The 14,702-nt window shown below is 39.5% G+C and carries 17 protein-coding genes; 14 read left to right on the top strand and 3 right to left on the bottom strand.

Annotated features, from left to right (window positions below; genetic code table 11):
• The 3 genes from BM163_RS07435 to BM163_RS07425 form a co-directional block, all read left to right on the top strand.
• The coding region (locus BM163_RS07435; RefSeq protein WP_143088194.1) for a zinc ribbon domain-containing protein at positions 1-219 on the top strand (219 nt) is incomplete at its 5' end.
• 161 nt (positions 220-380) lie between these two features.
• Positions 381-1,559: a tRNA epoxyqueuosine(34) reductase QueG gene (queG, locus tag BM163_RS07430; RefSeq protein ID WP_089801759.1), complete on the top strand. Its 1,179-nt coding sequence runs from the start codon at positions 381-383 to the stop codon at positions 1,557-1,559.
• 54 nt (positions 1,560-1,613) lie between these two features.
• Positions 1,614-2,093: a tRNA (cytidine(34)-2'-O)-methyltransferase gene (locus tag BM163_RS07425; RefSeq protein ID WP_089801757.1), complete on the top strand. Its 480-nt coding sequence runs from the start codon at positions 1,614-1,616 to the stop codon at positions 2,091-2,093.
• A gap of 112 nt (positions 2,094-2,205) precedes the next feature.
• On the opposite strand, the gene BM163_RS07420 is transcribed toward BM163_RS07425, so the two are convergent.
• Positions 2,206-2,787, bottom strand: a complete 582-nt coding sequence (locus BM163_RS07420) for a GbsR/MarR family transcriptional regulator (RefSeq protein WP_089801755.1) — start codon at positions 2,785-2,787, stop codon at positions 2,206-2,208.
• Positions 2,788-3,041: 254 nt separating this feature from the next.
• Here BM163_RS07420 and BM163_RS07415 point away from each other — a divergent pair, with 254 nt between their 5' ends.
• From BM163_RS07415 to murG, 7 genes are all read left to right on the top strand, one after another.
• Positions 3,042-4,157, top strand: coding sequence for a betaine/proline/choline family ABC transporter ATP-binding protein (locus tag BM163_RS07415; protein ID WP_089801753.1), 1,116 nt, complete (start codon positions 3,042-3,044; stop codon positions 4,155-4,157).
• A complete protein-coding gene (locus BM163_RS07410; protein WP_089801751.1) occupies positions 4,154-4,801 on the top strand; it encodes an ABC transporter permease in 648 nt (215 codons plus the stop codon). Before BM163_RS07415 ends, BM163_RS07410 begins: the two co-directional genes overlap by 4 nt.
• A 78-nt stretch (positions 4,802-4,879) precedes the next feature.
• Positions 4,880-5,785, top strand: a complete 906-nt coding sequence (locus BM163_RS07405; protein ID WP_089801749.1) for a glycine betaine ABC transporter substrate-binding protein — start codon at positions 4,880-4,882, stop codon at positions 5,783-5,785.
• An 18-nt stretch (positions 5,786-5,803) separates the two neighbouring features.
• Positions 5,804-6,454 (top strand): ABC transporter permease, encoded by a 651-nt coding sequence (locus tag BM163_RS07400; RefSeq protein WP_089801746.1) that lies wholly within the window; start codon positions 5,804-5,806, stop codon positions 6,452-6,454.
• Between the two features lie 77 nt (positions 6,455-6,531).
• Entirely contained in the window at positions 6,532-7,713 is a 1,182-nt protein-coding gene (locus BM163_RS07395; RefSeq protein ID WP_229675530.1) for a M20 metallopeptidase family protein, read from the top strand.
• 407 nt (positions 7,714-8,120) lie between these two features.
• Positions 8,121-8,612 carry a hypothetical protein gene (locus tag BM163_RS07390; RefSeq protein ID WP_089801744.1) on the top strand — a complete coding sequence of 164 codons (492 nt, stop codon included), beginning with the start codon at positions 8,121-8,123 and terminating at the stop codon, positions 8,610-8,612.
• 79 nt (positions 8,613-8,691) lie between these two features.
• Positions 8,692-9,762 carry an undecaprenyldiphospho-muramoylpentapeptide beta-N-acetylglucosaminyltransferase gene (murG, locus tag BM163_RS07385; protein WP_089801742.1) on the top strand — a complete coding sequence of 357 codons (1,071 nt, stop codon included), beginning with the start codon at positions 8,692-8,694 and terminating at the stop codon, positions 9,760-9,762.
• A 93-nt stretch (positions 9,763-9,855) separates the two neighbouring features.
• Here the strand turns inward: murG and BM163_RS07380 are convergent, their stop codons facing one another.
• Entirely contained in the window at positions 9,856-10,404 is a 549-nt protein-coding gene (locus BM163_RS07380) for a beta-class carbonic anhydrase (RefSeq protein ID WP_089801741.1), read from the bottom strand.
• Between the two features lie 215 nt (positions 10,405-10,619).
• On the opposite strand from BM163_RS07380, the gene BM163_RS07375 reads away from it, so the two are divergent.
• Positions 10,620-11,540, top strand: coding sequence for a S1C family serine protease (locus BM163_RS07375; protein ID WP_170243683.1), 921 nt, complete (start codon positions 10,620-10,622; stop codon positions 11,538-11,540).
• On the opposite strand, the gene BM163_RS13640 is transcribed toward BM163_RS07375, so the two are convergent.
• Entirely contained in the window at positions 11,476-11,664 is a 189-nt protein-coding gene (locus BM163_RS13640) for a YhdB family protein (RefSeq protein WP_229675532.1), read from the bottom strand. The two genes, BM163_RS07375 and BM163_RS13640, sit on opposite strands and share 65 nt — an antisense overlap.
• 256 nt (positions 11,665-11,920) lie before the next feature.
• On the opposite strand from BM163_RS13640, the gene BM163_RS07370 reads away from it, so the two are divergent.
• The 3 genes from BM163_RS07370 to BM163_RS07360 all read left to right on the top strand — a co-directional run bounded on the left by BM163_RS07370 (position 11,921) and on the right by BM163_RS07360 (position 14,667).
• Entirely contained in the window at positions 11,921-12,436 is a 516-nt protein-coding gene (locus tag BM163_RS07370) for a YhcN/YlaJ family sporulation lipoprotein (protein ID WP_089801737.1), read from the top strand.
• Between the two features lie 381 nt (positions 12,437-12,817).
• On the top strand, positions 12,818-13,306 hold the full coding sequence (locus BM163_RS07365) for an S-ribosylhomocysteine lyase (RefSeq protein ID WP_089801735.1): 489 nt from the start codon (positions 12,818-12,820) through the stop codon (positions 13,304-13,306).
• Positions 13,303-14,667: a dipeptidase gene (locus BM163_RS07360; RefSeq protein ID WP_089801733.1), complete on the top strand. Its 1,365-nt coding sequence runs from the start codon at positions 13,303-13,305 to the stop codon at positions 14,665-14,667. Before BM163_RS07365 ends, BM163_RS07360 begins: the two co-directional genes overlap by 4 nt.
• Positions 14,668-14,702 lie beyond the last annotated feature (35 nt).

The following is a 14,702-nucleotide window of genomic DNA, read 5'->3' as shown; positions in this document are numbered from 1 at the left end:
TCTTTCTTAGCGTACAAACTAAAAGAACAAGGAAAACAGCTTGTCAAAATAGACAAATGGTTCCCCTCTACAAAAACTTGCTCTAACTGTGGTTTTGTAAAAGAAATCAAATTATCAGAGCGCACTTATCGATGTGATTGTGGATTAAACCTTGATAGAGATTATAATTCAGCACTCAATATCAAAAAAGAAGGTATTCACTTATTAGCAAGTGCCTAATGAAAATATAAACTCTTGGAACAAGAGGGTTAGCTTGGTCAATTTCGTCAGCTATCAAAAGTGGCGATTACCCAAGAAGCCCCCACTTCAAGCAACCCGTAAGTGGTGGGAGTAGTTCACTATAGGATAATAGTAATAACTAAGATGGAGTGGGATGAATCATGGCATACGATGAACTAAAACAAACGATTATTGACTACGCGCATTCCATCGGCATTGATAAAATTGGCTTCGGGTCGATTGATCCTTTCACACAAATGAAAGCGAGACTAAAAGCGCAACAAGATCAAAATTATCAATCAGGTTTTGAAAAAGGCACTATCGAAGAACGAACAGAACCAGCCATGCACTTAGCGGGGGCAGAATCGATTATTGCTGTTGCGCTTAGCTATCCTTCACGGATGCGCGAACGTCCAGAAAATAAAAAAGGGGCGCGTCGCGGCACGGTGTGCCGAGCGAGTTGGGGCGTTGATTATCATGTCGTACTTAATGATAAGCTTCAACAGTTGCATGCTTTTTTAGCTGAAAAAGTACCAGGCTTTCGTTCGAAAATAATGGTGGATACAGGTGAACTTCCCGATCGTGCGGTCGCAGAACGTGCGGGTATCGGCTTTAGTGGGAAAAACTGTGCGATTATCACACCAGAATTTGGCTCTTATGTTTACTTAGGTGAAATGATCACCAATATTCCGCTTGAACCGGATGACATGTTAGAAGATGCCTGTGGGGATTGTACCAAGTGTATTGATGCCTGTCCAACAGGGGCACTTGTTGGCCCAGGTCAATTGAATGCGAAAAACTGTATTGCTTATCTTACCCAAACAAAAGACTTTTTACCCGACCAGTTTCGTGAGAAACTGGGTAATCAACTTTACGGGTTTGATACGTGTCAGCTTGTCTGTCCTTACAATAAGGGTGTCGACTTTCACTTACATGAGGCGTTTGAACCAAAACCTGAACTCGCAAAGCCTGAGCTTTTGCCACTGTTAACAATATCCAACCGTGAATTTAAAGAGACGTTTGGCGAGATGTCCGGCGCTTGGCGCGGGAAAAAGCCGCTTCAAAGAAATGCGATTTTAGCCCTTGGGCATTACCGCGAAGTCGCTAGTCTAGAGACGCTTGAAGAATTGATGACAAAAGATCCAAGACCCGTGATTCGCGGCACAGCCGCTTATGCGATTGGTAAGATTGGTCATGTGGATAGTTATCTGATGATTGAACGTGCCAAAGTAAAGGAAACAGACCCAGAAGTTATAGAAGAAATGGATAAGGGACTTCGTTTTGAAAAAGTATACCGAGAAAAAGGGAAAATAAAAATAGATCAAATAAAACCAGATTGACTGACGTGACTTAAAAGTTACGTCAAGTAAACAGTTAAATAGAGGTGAAACTGAATGGGACTGCATATTGTTCTTTTTGAACCAGAAATACCCGCAAATACAGGGAATATCGCACGGACATGCTTGGCATGTAATGCGACGTTACACTTGATCCACCCACTGGGATTTTCTACAGATGACAAAATGTTAAAGCGTTCCGGTCTAGACTATTGGCACGATGTAAAAGTTAAACACCACGACTCGATACAAGCTTTATATGAGCTGCATCCAGAAGGTGACTATTACTATATTGAGAATTTTGGCACGAGATATTATACAGATGTTGATTTTAGTGATGCGTCAAAAGAATGGTTTCTCGTCTTCGGCAAGGAAACAACCGGTATTCCAAAAGACTTGCTTGTAGGAAAAGAAGATCACTGCTTAAGAATTCATATGGCGGACAATGATAAAGTGCGCTCGCTTAACTTATCTAACACTGCAGCCATTATCGCTTATGATGTGTTGCGCCAACAAGCCTTTCCAGGTATGCATTAAAAAGTATCATGCCGTTGCCTCACTATAAAAAACTTGTAAGACAAGGCTTTTATAGCGAGATTGTCTAACAGTGCTATCCTATGATTATGAAAAATAAAAAAAGCTTACCGACTTAATCATTAAATCGGTAAGCTTTTTTATTTTCATCTAATGGATCTTTTGGAACGTAGTTAAAAATCTCGTGTGAATCAAATAGTTCAACAATACGCTCAATCCATTCAAAATAGCGCACGGATGCTTTAGAATCTTCGATTAAGTGTTTGGCTTCATTTTTGATTTCTTCAGTTGCTTCTGGGTCATGATAAATGTCATGCAGCTCTTCAGAGATTTTTTGTTCGATTTTTTTGTTGCGAATCGTCACCTCACGCCAGTTGCCAGTGAAAAGCGTGATAAACGTTTGATAATAGTCTTCTTCAACGGTGTAATGATCTTTTCTTGAGCCTTTCACAAAAGCTTTCTCGGCAATGTTATAACTGGTCATTTCTCTGAGTACTTGACTCATCCGCGTTTTACTCATGCCGGTATGTTCAGCTAATTCATCTAAGTCAAGTGCGCGACCAGCATAATAAATTGCCGCAATAACGCGACCAATCGTGGCTGGGTAACCATAAGATTTCATGTTTTCCGCAATTTGTTCACTTACGCGATGTTTTACATGTTCTAATTGCTCAGTTAATGTCGTTTTCTTTGTCATCGTATCACTCTTTTTGTTAGATATTTGTATAGTTTTAACAATATCATAGAAGGATTCAAAATAAAAACATCAAGTTGGGTAGCATTATCGAGTAATCAAGAGTAATTTTAAGATAGAATAGTCTGTACAATCTGTACACTTTAAATTGTATAAAGTTTGTACAATTTAAAGTGTATATCGGGTTTTGATATTGGCTCAATATTCTGTAGACTTATAACAGTAAACAAAATGAACGATGAAAGAAGGGAACGCTCTTGATTCAATTAAAAAACGTAAATAAGGTCTATGAGGATGGCTTTCATGCCTTGAAAAATATTAACCTCACATTTGAAGAAGGCAAACTCAATGTCTTAATTGGACCAAGTGGTTGTGGTAAAACAACGACAATGAAACTACTCAATCGCTTAATTGACTACACGGACGGTGAATTAACGATTGATGGAAAGCTCATTTCAGAAATTAATCCGATTGAACTGAGAAGACAAATGGGTTATGTCATTCAAAGCATTGGGTTATTTCCACATATGTCGATTTATGATAACGTCGCCACAGTACCAAAACTTCTTAAGTGGGACAAAGAAAAGACACGCAAAAAAGTAGATGAGCTACTGAAAATGGTTGATTTAGACCCAGACACTTACCGTGACCGTTTTCCACATGAATTAAGTGGTGGACAACAACAACGGATTGGTGTTATACGTGCACTTGCCGCAGAACCGAATATCATACTAATGGATGAACCATTTAGTGCGCTTGACCCTATTAGTCGTGAACAACTTCAGGATGAGTTAGTCCGTCTTCAAAAAGAAATAAACAAAACGATCATCTTTGTGACACATGATATGGATGAAGCCATCAAGATTGCGGATCAGATTATTTTAATGCGTGATGGTGAGGTCGTACAAAAAGGCTCACCGTATGAGTTATTGACAAATCCAGTAAATCAATTCGTTGAAGACTTTATTGGTGAAGATCGCTTAAGACAAGCGCGTGGCTTACCACCAATGACGGCTTTTGTTGATGAGGGATACCCTAGTATCAATGTAAAATACTCAATGGAAGAAGCGATTACCGTGATGGTTGAAGCAAGAAAAGACCAGTTACCGATTGTTGACTGTGATAATAAATATTTAGGTATTTTATCACTATACGATGCAGTCAAAAATCGCGAGGCAACAATTGATTCACTCGTTGATGAATCAGTCATTGCTTACCGGGAGACGGCAGAAGTTGAAAAATTTGTCGCAAGTAAAGAAACGATCGCGCCAATTGTTCATGAAGATACAACGTTTATCGGTGTGTTGGACCAAGATCAATTACTTAATGTTCTACACGAACAAGTCGATCAAAAAAGTGGTGTAACGTCATGAATTTAATCGAAGAATATACTGAGTTTTGGCGTATTCGTTATGACAATATCCTCAATTATTTGATGGAACATATAACGATCGCCTTTGTGTCCATTACTTTTGCGATTCTTATAACGGTACCGTTAGCCATATGGATGACAAAGATGAAGAATGAGCGGATAAAGCAAGCGATTTTTAATGTAGCAAACTTTTTCCAAACCATTCCGACGATTGCGCTTTTTGCTTTACTTATTCCAATCTTCGGCATCGGTTTTCGCCCAGCGGTAGTGGCGTTATTTCTTTATGCTTTACTCCCGCTTTTACGTAATACGTATGCAGGCGTTGAGTCGATCGACCAAGGGATTGTTGAAGCTGCTAAAGGGATGGGTTACTCGACTGTCCAGCGATTACTAAAAGTTGAATTACCAATTGCCGTACCATACATTATGTCGGGGATACGAATTACGACGGTTTATATCATTAGTTGGACAACGCTTGCGTCTGTCATTGGGGCTGGTGGTCTTGGTGACTTAGTCATAGCGGGCATTGGTTCAAACAATACGTATATGATTTTCACCGGGACAGCACTGGCGATTATTTTAGCACTTTTAGTTGATTTAGTGTTTGGCCGAATTGAAAAACGATTATCTGTCTCACGAGGATAATACTGTGAGAGTAAGAGGTAAGTGACGCATAGCCTATTCTGGGATTCATGCGAATAAAATATAAAGGGGTATAAAAGAATGAAAAAAAACTTATTGTTAGCATTTGTTACAATGGCGATGATGTTACTAGCTGCATGTGGAGGGTCAGGATCTAGTGATGGTGGTGAAGTGTTTGAGTTTGGGGCACAGTCTTATACAGATCCGAAAATTGCTGCACAAATGGTGAAGATTTTAGTTGAAGAAAATACCGATCATGAAGTTAATATTACAGAAGATATTCAAGCGAGCCCACAAATTTTAGCTTCAATTGACCGTGCAGAGTTTGATTTTGCGATGCTCTACTCTGGTGAAGTATACAATAATCACTTTGATGATGTAGTGTATTCAACAAATTCTGAAGAAACTATTGAAAATGCGCAAAATTACTTTGGTGAAGCATATAATATCACATGGTTTGATTCTATTGGTTTTAAAAATGAATATGCGATTGCGATTCAAGGCCAACTTCAAGACAGTGAAGGTATTGAAACAATTTCTGACTTAACAGGACTTGCTGATGATTTACGCCTTGGAACGGATACGACATGGGTTGAGCGTGATAACGATGGTTACCGTGGTTTCCAAGATGCTTATGGTTTTGCATTTGGTAACGTGCGCGGGATGGAAGTATCACTGATGTATGAAGGTATTAAAAACGATGAATTAGATGTTGTCACAGCGTATACAGTTGACCCACAAATTGCAGAATATGACTTACGCATTTTAGAGGATGATCAAGAATTCTTCCCACCATATGATGCCTCTCTTGTTGCACGTAATGAAATACTTGATAACTATCCAGAAGTGAAAGACATTTTTGATAGTCTTGTCGGTACTGTATCAACAGAAGCGATGTCACAGCTTATTTTAGAAGTCGACATTAATGGTCGTTCAGCTGAAGAAGTAGCCCGAGAATTCTTAGAAAACGAAGGCTTACTAAACTAATCATAATGGGGTTTTAATATGGAATTTATCACTGATTTACTTCAGTATATGTCTAATAATAGTAGTATGTTAATTTCTCTAACCATTGAGCACATTGTCATGGTTATTCAAGCGATTGGCTTAGCTTTAATCGTTGGGATTCCGCTCGGAATCCTAGCGGCTAAAGTAGAAAAGTTAGCACCGGTGATTTTGTCACTCGTTAATATCTTGCAACTTATTCCGAGTCTTGCGATGCTTGCGATTTTATTATTGTATTTTGGTTTAGGAAATGAGACAGTTGTCATTGGTCTATTCTTCTATTCATTGTTGCCGATTGTTCGTAATACGTACGTTGGTATCAAAGAAGTGGACCCTGGTGTATCTGAAGCAGGTAAAGGGATTGGGATGACGCAATTACAACTGTTGTTAAAAGTCCAATTCCCTCTGTCGATTCCATTTCTAATGGCCGGCTTACGGGTCGCTTTTGTTATTGCTGTTGCGGTTGCAACGATTGCACCTTATATTGGTGGTGGTGGTTTAGGTCGGGAAATCGTTGGGGGCATCAATGCTCAGAATGATATCCGCCTTATCGCAGGCGCCGTACCAGCAGCGTTGTTAGCACTCCTAGCCGATTTTATTCTCGGTATTGTTGAAAAGCGTACGAAACGACGTTTTCGTAGTGTTTCGTGATCTTCATTAAATAAACGAAAAGATGTCGTGTTTGCGGCATCTTTTTTAGTTAAAAAAAAGAAAGGTGAGATGAACGGATGACATTGATCAATAAAGTGATGGGTGAACTGACGACTTTAGAAAAGGAGATGATTGATTTAAGGCGACATTTTCATAAGTTTCCCGAGTTATCCTTCCAAGAAGTTGAAACACCTAAAACAATCGCCCACTTTCATCGAACGCTCGGCTTAGAAGTAAAAGAACATGTCGGCGAAAGAGGTGTTGTTGCGACGCTAAAAGGAGCGTTTGCTGGTCCAACCGTTGCTATACGTGCTGATTTTGATGCGTTACCGATTCAAGAACAGACGGGTTTAGACTATCAATCAACGGTAGATGGTGTGATGCATGCTTGTGGCCACGATGCGCATACGGCGATTGCTTTAACTGTCGCCAAAGCTTTTACGTCAATTAAAGATCAACTTAAAGGCAACGTTGTCTTTATTCATCAACACGCTGAGGAAGAAGACCCGGGTGGTGCTCTAGCGATGATTAAGGACGGGGCTTTAGATGATGTGGACCGGATCTTTTGTCTACATATGGAGAATTATCTGTCTGTTGGCACAATTGGTGAGACCGATGGCCCTATTCTTGGGTCAAGTGATGATTTCTTTATTACAATCAAGGGGAAAGGGGGGCATGCAGCGTTACCACACGATACGGTGGATGCTTTAAGTATTGGGGCGCAGATTGTAACGCAACTCAATCAATTGACTTCAAGAAAAGTTGATCCAATGAAACAGGCTGTTTTAACTGTAGGAAGCTTCCATTCAGGTGATAAGGCAAATGTGATTGCGGAGAAAGCCTACATTGAAGGGACCGTTCGCACATTTGATGAAAGCATCCGCCAAAATATGAGTCAGTGGGTAAAACAAGTTACCGATTTGACTGCCCGCGCTCACGGTGCCAAAGCAACGATTGATTACCAATTTGGCTATCCTGCGACGGTGAATGACTGTGAAACAAATCAGCTGATGATTCGTGCAGCAACCGAGATTATTGGAAAGGAAAACATCCGTCATTTAGAGCCGAATATGGGCGCAGAAGATTTTAGTTATTTTGCCGAAAAAGTACCAGCGACGTATTTCTTTTTAGGTTCAGCTAATGAAAAGAAGGGGGCGGTACACCCTTATCATCACCCGAAATTTAGCATTGATGAGGACAGTTTATTAATTGGCGCTAAAATATTAGCCGGTAGTTTAATTAACGCTCTTAAGGTATAAAAAAGTGTGTTACTTAACTTATAAGGTACCCTGCTCAAAAAGTTAGAGTAGAAAAACTAACTTTTGGGATTCTCTTAGTGAGACATTCAAGCTAGCTAATATTTATAATGAACAAAACATTTTTCCTAGCCCCACGCTATTAAGGCATTGCGTGAGCGCATATAAAGTGTAGAGCATTAATTTACTCACGCGAAGAAAAACAAAGGAAACATATTCTATTCAATTTAAATGAGATGTTGTAAGATTTATCATTATAGAGTGAGAAGCCACCCCCACTTAACATTCGAGAGAATGTTAGGTGGGGGTAGTTCAGTTTAGTGTTTTTAATATAGGTGTAATCGCTCTTCTAACTATGGTAAAAAATAACGAAGCCTGTTAAACTAAATAATTAGAAGGAGAGGAAACGATTGAAATTATTTTTTACACTCATAATGAGTATACTATTAATAGTAGGATGCTCTAAAGAACAGGTCGAACATAATGCATTTGAAACAACATACTATAAGTATCCCTATGGTGCTGTTGAAGAGGCTTTAACTGTCTCAAGTTTTGATGTGAGTGTACCAGATACCCTTCCAATTCCAGTCGCTTTCGTTATTTATGATCACTTCGAATTAAATGGCCATGAATATTTAGATTTGAGCTTTTATACGAATGATAATGACTTGTTGACTATTTCTGTGACGACAGACCAGTCATTAGGTTGTCCTAACGAAGTAGTGACAGATACGAAAGAGGATGCTGTTTGTTTTCAGGAGCTATCTTACGTGACGCACGTATCAAAAACTGAAGGTGCGCTTAGATATCAAATCGAATACCGTCACCATACTTCAGAACTTGAAGAGGCACCAACCAAAGACCAACTTTTGTCTTTGTTGGATTCTTTGACACTATCATAACACCTTCTAATATCGAAGTCCGATCTGTAAGGTGTCATAGAGGTATAACAATGATTGAAAAGAAAAAGAGGGAAGAATGATGACAATGAAACAAATTATTTTAACAGGCGGTGGAACGGCAGGTCACGTTATGGTGAACTTAGCTCTGATTCCCCTCCTTCAAAAAGAAGGCTACATGATCGATTATATTGGTTCTATTGATGGGATTGAAAAGGAGCTCATTACGCCAATTGAAGGCGTCACCTATCATGCGATTTCAACAGGGAAATATCGACGTTATCGATCGATTGATAATTTGAAAGATCCATTTAAAGTGCTAAATGGGATTAGACAATCGGTTCAATTGATTCTGAAGCTCAAGCCTTCCATTATTTTTTCAAAAGGTGGTTTTGTCTCAGTACCCGTATTAATTGCGGCGAAGTTAACGAACACACCGGCAGTGATTCATGAGTCAGATTTAACACCAGGACTCGCAAATAAGATTGCCATGCCGTTTGCCAAACGTATTTTAGTGACCTTTGAAAAGACCCTTCAATACGTTGATGAAAAAAAAGCGCGCTTTATTGGTGCTGTGGTAAGACCAGAGTTATTTGAAGGATCTAAACAGCGTGCCTGTGAGAAGCTGATGTTTGATCCAAATCAACCGATTATGTTGATTATGGGAGGTAGCACAGGTTCAAAACATGTCAATACCTTCATTCGCGACCACCTTGATCGGCTAACAAAAAAGTATCAAGTGATTCACTTAACGGGTAAAGCCTTAAGTGATGAGACTGTGATAAATGCGCGCTACAAACAGTATGAGTATGTCGCCGATGACTTAAAGGATTTGTTAATGAGCGCAGATGTGATTGTCTCTCGTGCAGGCGCGAACGCAATTTTTGAATTTTTAGCTTTAAAAAAGCCGATGATCTTGATTCCTTTATCTAAAAAAGTGAGTCGTGGCGATCAATTACTCAATGCTGCTGTTTTTAAAGAAGCAGGATTTGCTAAAGTCATTGAAGAAGATGAGCTAAAAGAGGTGCAGTTCTTTAAGACACTGGCTGAGTTAGAACAAGAGGCACCAGAGATGATAAAAGAAATGGCGAAGCGTGATGCAAAAGATGCTATTTTTGAAGTGCTGAAAGCTATTCATACGTATGAAAAATAAAAAAGACCCCGATGTTTAGTCCTAGCCGAAAACGCACAAAAGCTAAGACTAACAAGGGGCTTTTTCTTATTTAACAGATAGATAATACTTCATTTACTGATAGCCGTTAATGACAACATCGATTTTACCTGTTTTCGGATCAATGACTAAGCCGTGAACAGGCACATCATCTGGTAGTAAGGGATGGTTTTCAATTAAATCAACCGAGCTCTTGACGGAGTCTTCAACGTGGTCAAAGCCTTCAAACCATTCATAAGCATCAACGGGCAAGTTCGTAATTTTTTCTTCTTCGATCCCGTGGGCTTTGATATGCTCAAGGAATTCATCAGCATCAAGGCTACTCATCCCACAATCATGGTGACCAATGACATACACTTCATCTGCCTGTAAGGCATGAACCGCGACTAAAATACTGCGCATCACTGAACCGTAGGGATTCTTAATGATCGCACCAGCCGTTTTTAATATTTTGACATCACCGTTTTTAAAATTCATCGCCTTAGGCAACAATTCAGTTAAACGTGTATCCATACACGTTAGGATAACCGCATGCTTATCCGGTACACTATTTGTTACGTATGCCTCGTAGTCTTTATTCTCCACAAAGGCATGGTTATGCATTAAAATATCTTCTAATAACATGTACTCAATCCCTCTCGCTATTTTGTTTTATCATAGAGAAAATAAGGAAAAAAATCAAGTCTTCACTGAAAATTTGGATAAATAGCCACGTCGGTTCGCCACGTCTTTTAACTAGGAAATGTGTTATGATAGGTGAAAAAAGCGCGTGGTAAAATCAAAAAAATGAGGAAAAAGACAGTTTTAAATAATTTCCCGGGAAATAGAAGGTGATGAACGTGAATCATGATGAAAGTTCCAAAAAAATGCCGCCCCGCGAGTCGGAGATGACCGCCTCAGAACGACAAGCACTTTTAGATCAGCGTAAAAAAGAAGAACAAGCGTATTTACTAGACGTAAAGCGCGAGATGATTGATGATGATTTATTTGAACCGTTAACCCACGAGAACATGCAGGAGATTCTTGTAGAAGAACGAAAAAAAGTTAAGTCAAAGCGTTCGCCCTTGCTTTCAAAAGACATGAAGTGGATCGGTATGTTTTTAGTCGGTGTCATGTTAATACAAGGCTTGGCGCTTGCGCTTAATACGTTTAATATACCGGCGATTCAGTTCTTACGGGCATCGATTGATCTCTCGTTTGATGAAGAGATTCAGTACATGAAAGAAACTGTTGTAGTCATTGAGACAACAGATGGGAAGGGCACAGGATTTTTAGTCTCAGCGGATGGTGTTATTGTGACAAATGCCCATGTGGTAGAAGGTGTGTCAACCGTTTCTGTAGGTGTAAAGGGAGAAACGTTAAAAACAGGAGCCATCATTCACCACGCACCCGAAGTAGATCTCGCCTTTGTTAAAATCGAAGGTAAAGACTTGCCTTATTTATCTCTAAGTGATGAACAGCCTAGTGTAAATGAGTCAATACGTTTTGTTGGAAATCCACTAAGATTCAATCGCATTGCCAATAAGGGAACATTTGTAGGACAATCAAATACCCTACTCGAGACAGATGTTCTTATGCTGGATGCCCCAATTTATAAAGGTAATAGTGGCAGTCCAGTTGTTAATCAACAGTTAGAAGTTGTCGGGGTAATTTATGCGATCCGTGAAGACAATGATTATGGTCGGGTAGGATTAGCTATTCCAGTGACTGAAGTTGTGAAGCGCTTAAATGAATTAGACCTTGGTGATAGCCATGAGTGATGTAGTCAATAAGCAGACAGAAGTATTCGGTCTGTGATCGTTCATTTAGAGGTGCTAGACAATGCTTAGCAGTTAAAAATTGATGGATGCGTTTGGAAAGAATATCATCATCGGTCCGAAGCATTAACATAAACAAGCCGTCATCATTTTGGTCAAACAAATATGTTGCGCACAAGAGATAAGAATTCATCATCCGCACTTCCTTTCGTCATTAGTATGTTATTTGCTGTGTACGTTATGCACAGTAAATTTTGGCTGTGACGACTGAAACGCCAGTTATTTTCAGTTGTTTTTTCTAGTTTTTTTAGTTGTTGACATGTATAGCTTCTTTCTATTCTGGTTAAGCTAATATCAGTAAAATCACAAGGAGGAAATATACGATGAAACAATTATTGTTATTACTATTAACGGCTGTCATGCTTGTTGGTTGTCAAAATGTAGAAGACCAGAATGAGCCTAATGATGACCAAACAAAAGACAATGAAACAAATGATCAAATGATGGATGATGATCGCAACACGAGCGATGGTATGACAGAGAATGATCAAATGATGTCAGACTATCAAATGATCGATGATGCCGAACTTAAAACGAAAGTTGAAAAAGAAATTGAAAGTGTCAATAACGTCTATCTCATGAGAATGGGACAGACTGTCTATGTAGCTGCAGATATTGAAAATGATACGATGCCAATTGATCAAACGGAAAAAGCCGTTAGTCAAGTGATTAAAGCAAGTTATCCGGAGGTGGAAACTGTTAGACTAACGACTAACCCGGATTTCTTAGACTTAGCCGATCGCTATCAAAAAGAGGTTGATGCAGGCAGACCTGTTGAAGGTTTTTTCAACGAAATCGGTGAAATGATTGACCGTGTGTTTCCAGACCGTGCTGAATAAGCGTAAAATTAAATCAGTGCCAAGTTTATAGAGAATTAGTTGAACGAGCATGGGTCCCCTTTAGGGTGTCCTTATGGAATCCCCTTCCTCAAACATTCGTGAGAATGTTAGGTGGGGGTAGTTCAATTGAAACGATTAAAAAGGTAACCGTGATGTGTTTAGTTGTTTTTCAAAACAATTAAATACAGAACGGTTATTTTTCTTTTCTTCTTTTTCCATTCGTTCTTTTTTACCTCTTGTCGGTTATTTTTTTACTCGCCATTTTCTTTTTGCGTTAAATAATCATGATTGTTCTTAAGTCCGTTATGATTTTTTGTCAGATAAGCAAAAAAATGATATGGTAGAAGAAAGCATACTAGTGAAAGAAAAGAGGGACTCTTCATGACAAAAATGAATGTTGAAAGTTTTAACTTGGATCATACAAAAGTCGTTGCCCCTTATGTTAGATTGGTCGGTGTGAGTATGGGCGAAAAGGGTGATCAGATACATAAATATGACCTGCGGTTTAAACAGCCTAATCAGCAGCACATGGATATGCCCGGATTACATTCGTTGGAACATTTACTCGCTGAATTAATGCGCAATCATTTCGATTGTGTACTAGATATTAGTCCGATGGGATGTCAAACAGGATTTTATCTGAGTGTGATTAATCATAATGATTTTGACGAGATTTTGACAGTGTTAGAAAAGACACTTGAAGATATTCTAAATGCTGAAGAAGTACCAGCTTGTAATGAAGTTCAATGCGGTTTTGCGGCTAGTCATAGTTTAACCAGTGCTAAAAAGTATGCGTTAGAAATGTTAGACAAACGCTCTGAGTGGGCGAATGTCTTTGGTGAAGAGAAAGAAGAGGAGAGAAGAAGATGACAACAGTGTTAGATTATTTAGTGACGCACCGTGCGCGCCATTTAGAACAGCTTAATGAATTTTTACGGATTAAAAGTGTGAGCACAGACACAAACTTTAAAACCGAGATGACGAAAGCATGTGACTTTTTGGTTGCGTATTTAAAAGATATTGGTTTTACTGATATTGATGTAGTAGAAACAGAAAAACACCCGCTAGTTTATGCGTCTTACCATGTCGATGATGATTTACCAACAGGCCTTATTTACGGACACTACGACGTGCAACCGGCGGATCCATATGATCTGTGGGATTCAGCGCCATTTGAACCAGAAGTGCGTCATGGCCGACTTTATGCACGTGGGTCTAGTGACGATAAAGGTCAAGTCTTTATGCACCTTGTGGCCCTTGAGGCATTAATGAAAACAACCGGTACGTTACCGATTAATGTGAAGGTTTGTATTGAAGGTGAAGAAGAGATTGGTTCTGAGAATTTGTATCGTATACTCCAAGATAAGAAGGCGCAATTTGATGCGGATTTTTGCATTATTTCTGATTCTGGTATGGTGGAGGAAGAGCAACCAACGGTGCTTTATGGTCTAAAAGGCTTTACTGGTCTAGAATTCACAGTGACAGGACCGAATCGTGACCTACATTCAGGGCTATACGGCGGTGCTGTTCGTAACCCATTGATGGCGATTAGTCATATCTTACAGTCAATGAAAGACGTAGATGAAGTGGTCACAGTCGACGGTTTTTACGATGATGTGGAACCATTAACAGATATAGAACGTAAGTTAATGACAGAGGCGCCGAAAGAAAACTACGTGATGGCATTAAACATTCCTGAAACAGTCTCAGAAAATGGCTACACAGCGACAGAACATACAATGGCCAGACCGACACTTGAAGTGAATGGCCTCTTTGGTGGCTATCAAGGTGAAGGTACAAAAACAATTATTCCAGAGAAGGCAACCGCCAAAATCACGTGTCGCTTAGTTCCTGGACAAGACCCAGAAGATATTCAAGATAAGTTAGTTAAACATATCGAAAAACACACGCCAAAAGGTGTAACTGTTGATATCACGCGTGAACCATTGTCCGCAAAAGCGTATAAAGTAGATGTGGATCATCCGTTGATCCAGCAAGCAGCGAAAAGCTATGGAGAAGCCTTTAATAAAGAAGCCGTATTTGTTCGTATGGGTGGATCGATTCCGGTTGTGGAGTGGATTGATGAGATCTTTAATATCCCGATTATTTTATTAGGGTTTGGAACGCCAGAGGACCGACTTCATTCACCTAATGAGAGTTTCCCTGTGATAAATTTTGATCGCGGCTTAGTAACGCTCGTTGATTTTTATCAACAGATTGCCTTAAAATAACGTCAGTGATAAAATTTTTGGTGGGGTATCAGTTG

It is taken from the genome of Halolactibacillus alkaliphilus, from assembly GCF_900115465.1.
Lineage (GTDB): Bacteria > Bacillota > Bacilli > Bacillales > Amphibacillaceae > Halolactibacillus > Halolactibacillus alkaliphilus.
Note: the sequence above shows the minus strand (reverse complement) of the source record. Positions and strands in the feature narration are given on the sequence as shown.

Excerpts from the sequence above, each read along its gene's own strand:
- queG (WP_089801759.1), top strand. The coding sequence starts at position 381 with ATGGCATACGATGAACTAAAACAAACGATTATTGACTACGCGCATTCC.
- BM163_RS07425 (WP_089801757.1), top strand. The coding sequence starts at position 1,614 with ATGGGACTGCATATTGTTCTTTTTGAACCAGAAATACCCGCAAATACA.
- BM163_RS07420 (WP_089801755.1), bottom strand. The coding sequence starts at position 2,787 with ATGACAAAGAAAACGACATTAACTGAGCAATTAGAACATGTAAAACAT.
- BM163_RS07410 (WP_089801751.1), top strand. The coding sequence starts at position 4,154 with ATGAATTTAATCGAAGAATATACTGAGTTTTGGCGTATTCGTTATGAC.
- BM163_RS07405 (WP_089801749.1), top strand. The coding sequence starts at position 4,880 with ATGAAAAAAAACTTATTGTTAGCATTTGTTACAATGGCGATGATGTTA.
- BM163_RS07400 (WP_089801746.1), top strand. The coding sequence starts at position 5,804 with ATGGAATTTATCACTGATTTACTTCAGTATATGTCTAATAATAGTAGT.
- BM163_RS07395 (WP_229675530.1), top strand. The coding sequence starts at position 6,532 with ATGACATTGATCAATAAAGTGATGGGTGAACTGACGACTTTAGAAAAG.
- murG (WP_089801742.1), top strand. The coding sequence starts at position 8,692 with ATGACAATGAAACAAATTATTTTAACAGGCGGTGGAACGGCAGGTCAC.
- BM163_RS07380 (WP_089801741.1), bottom strand. The coding sequence starts at position 10,404 with ATGTTATTAGAAGATATTTTAATGCATAACCATGCCTTTGTGGAGAAT.
- BM163_RS13640 (WP_229675532.1), bottom strand. The coding sequence starts at position 11,664 with ATGCTTCGGACCGATGATGATATTCTTTCCAAACGCATCCATCAATTT.
- BM163_RS07370 (WP_089801737.1), top strand. The coding sequence starts at position 11,921 with ATGAAACAATTATTGTTATTACTATTAACGGCTGTCATGCTTGTTGGT.
- BM163_RS07365 (WP_089801735.1), top strand. The coding sequence starts at position 12,818 with ATGACAAAAATGAATGTTGAAAGTTTTAACTTGGATCATACAAAAGTC.
- BM163_RS07360 (WP_089801733.1), top strand. The coding sequence starts at position 13,303 with ATGACAACAGTGTTAGATTATTTAGTGACGCACCGTGCGCGCCATTTA.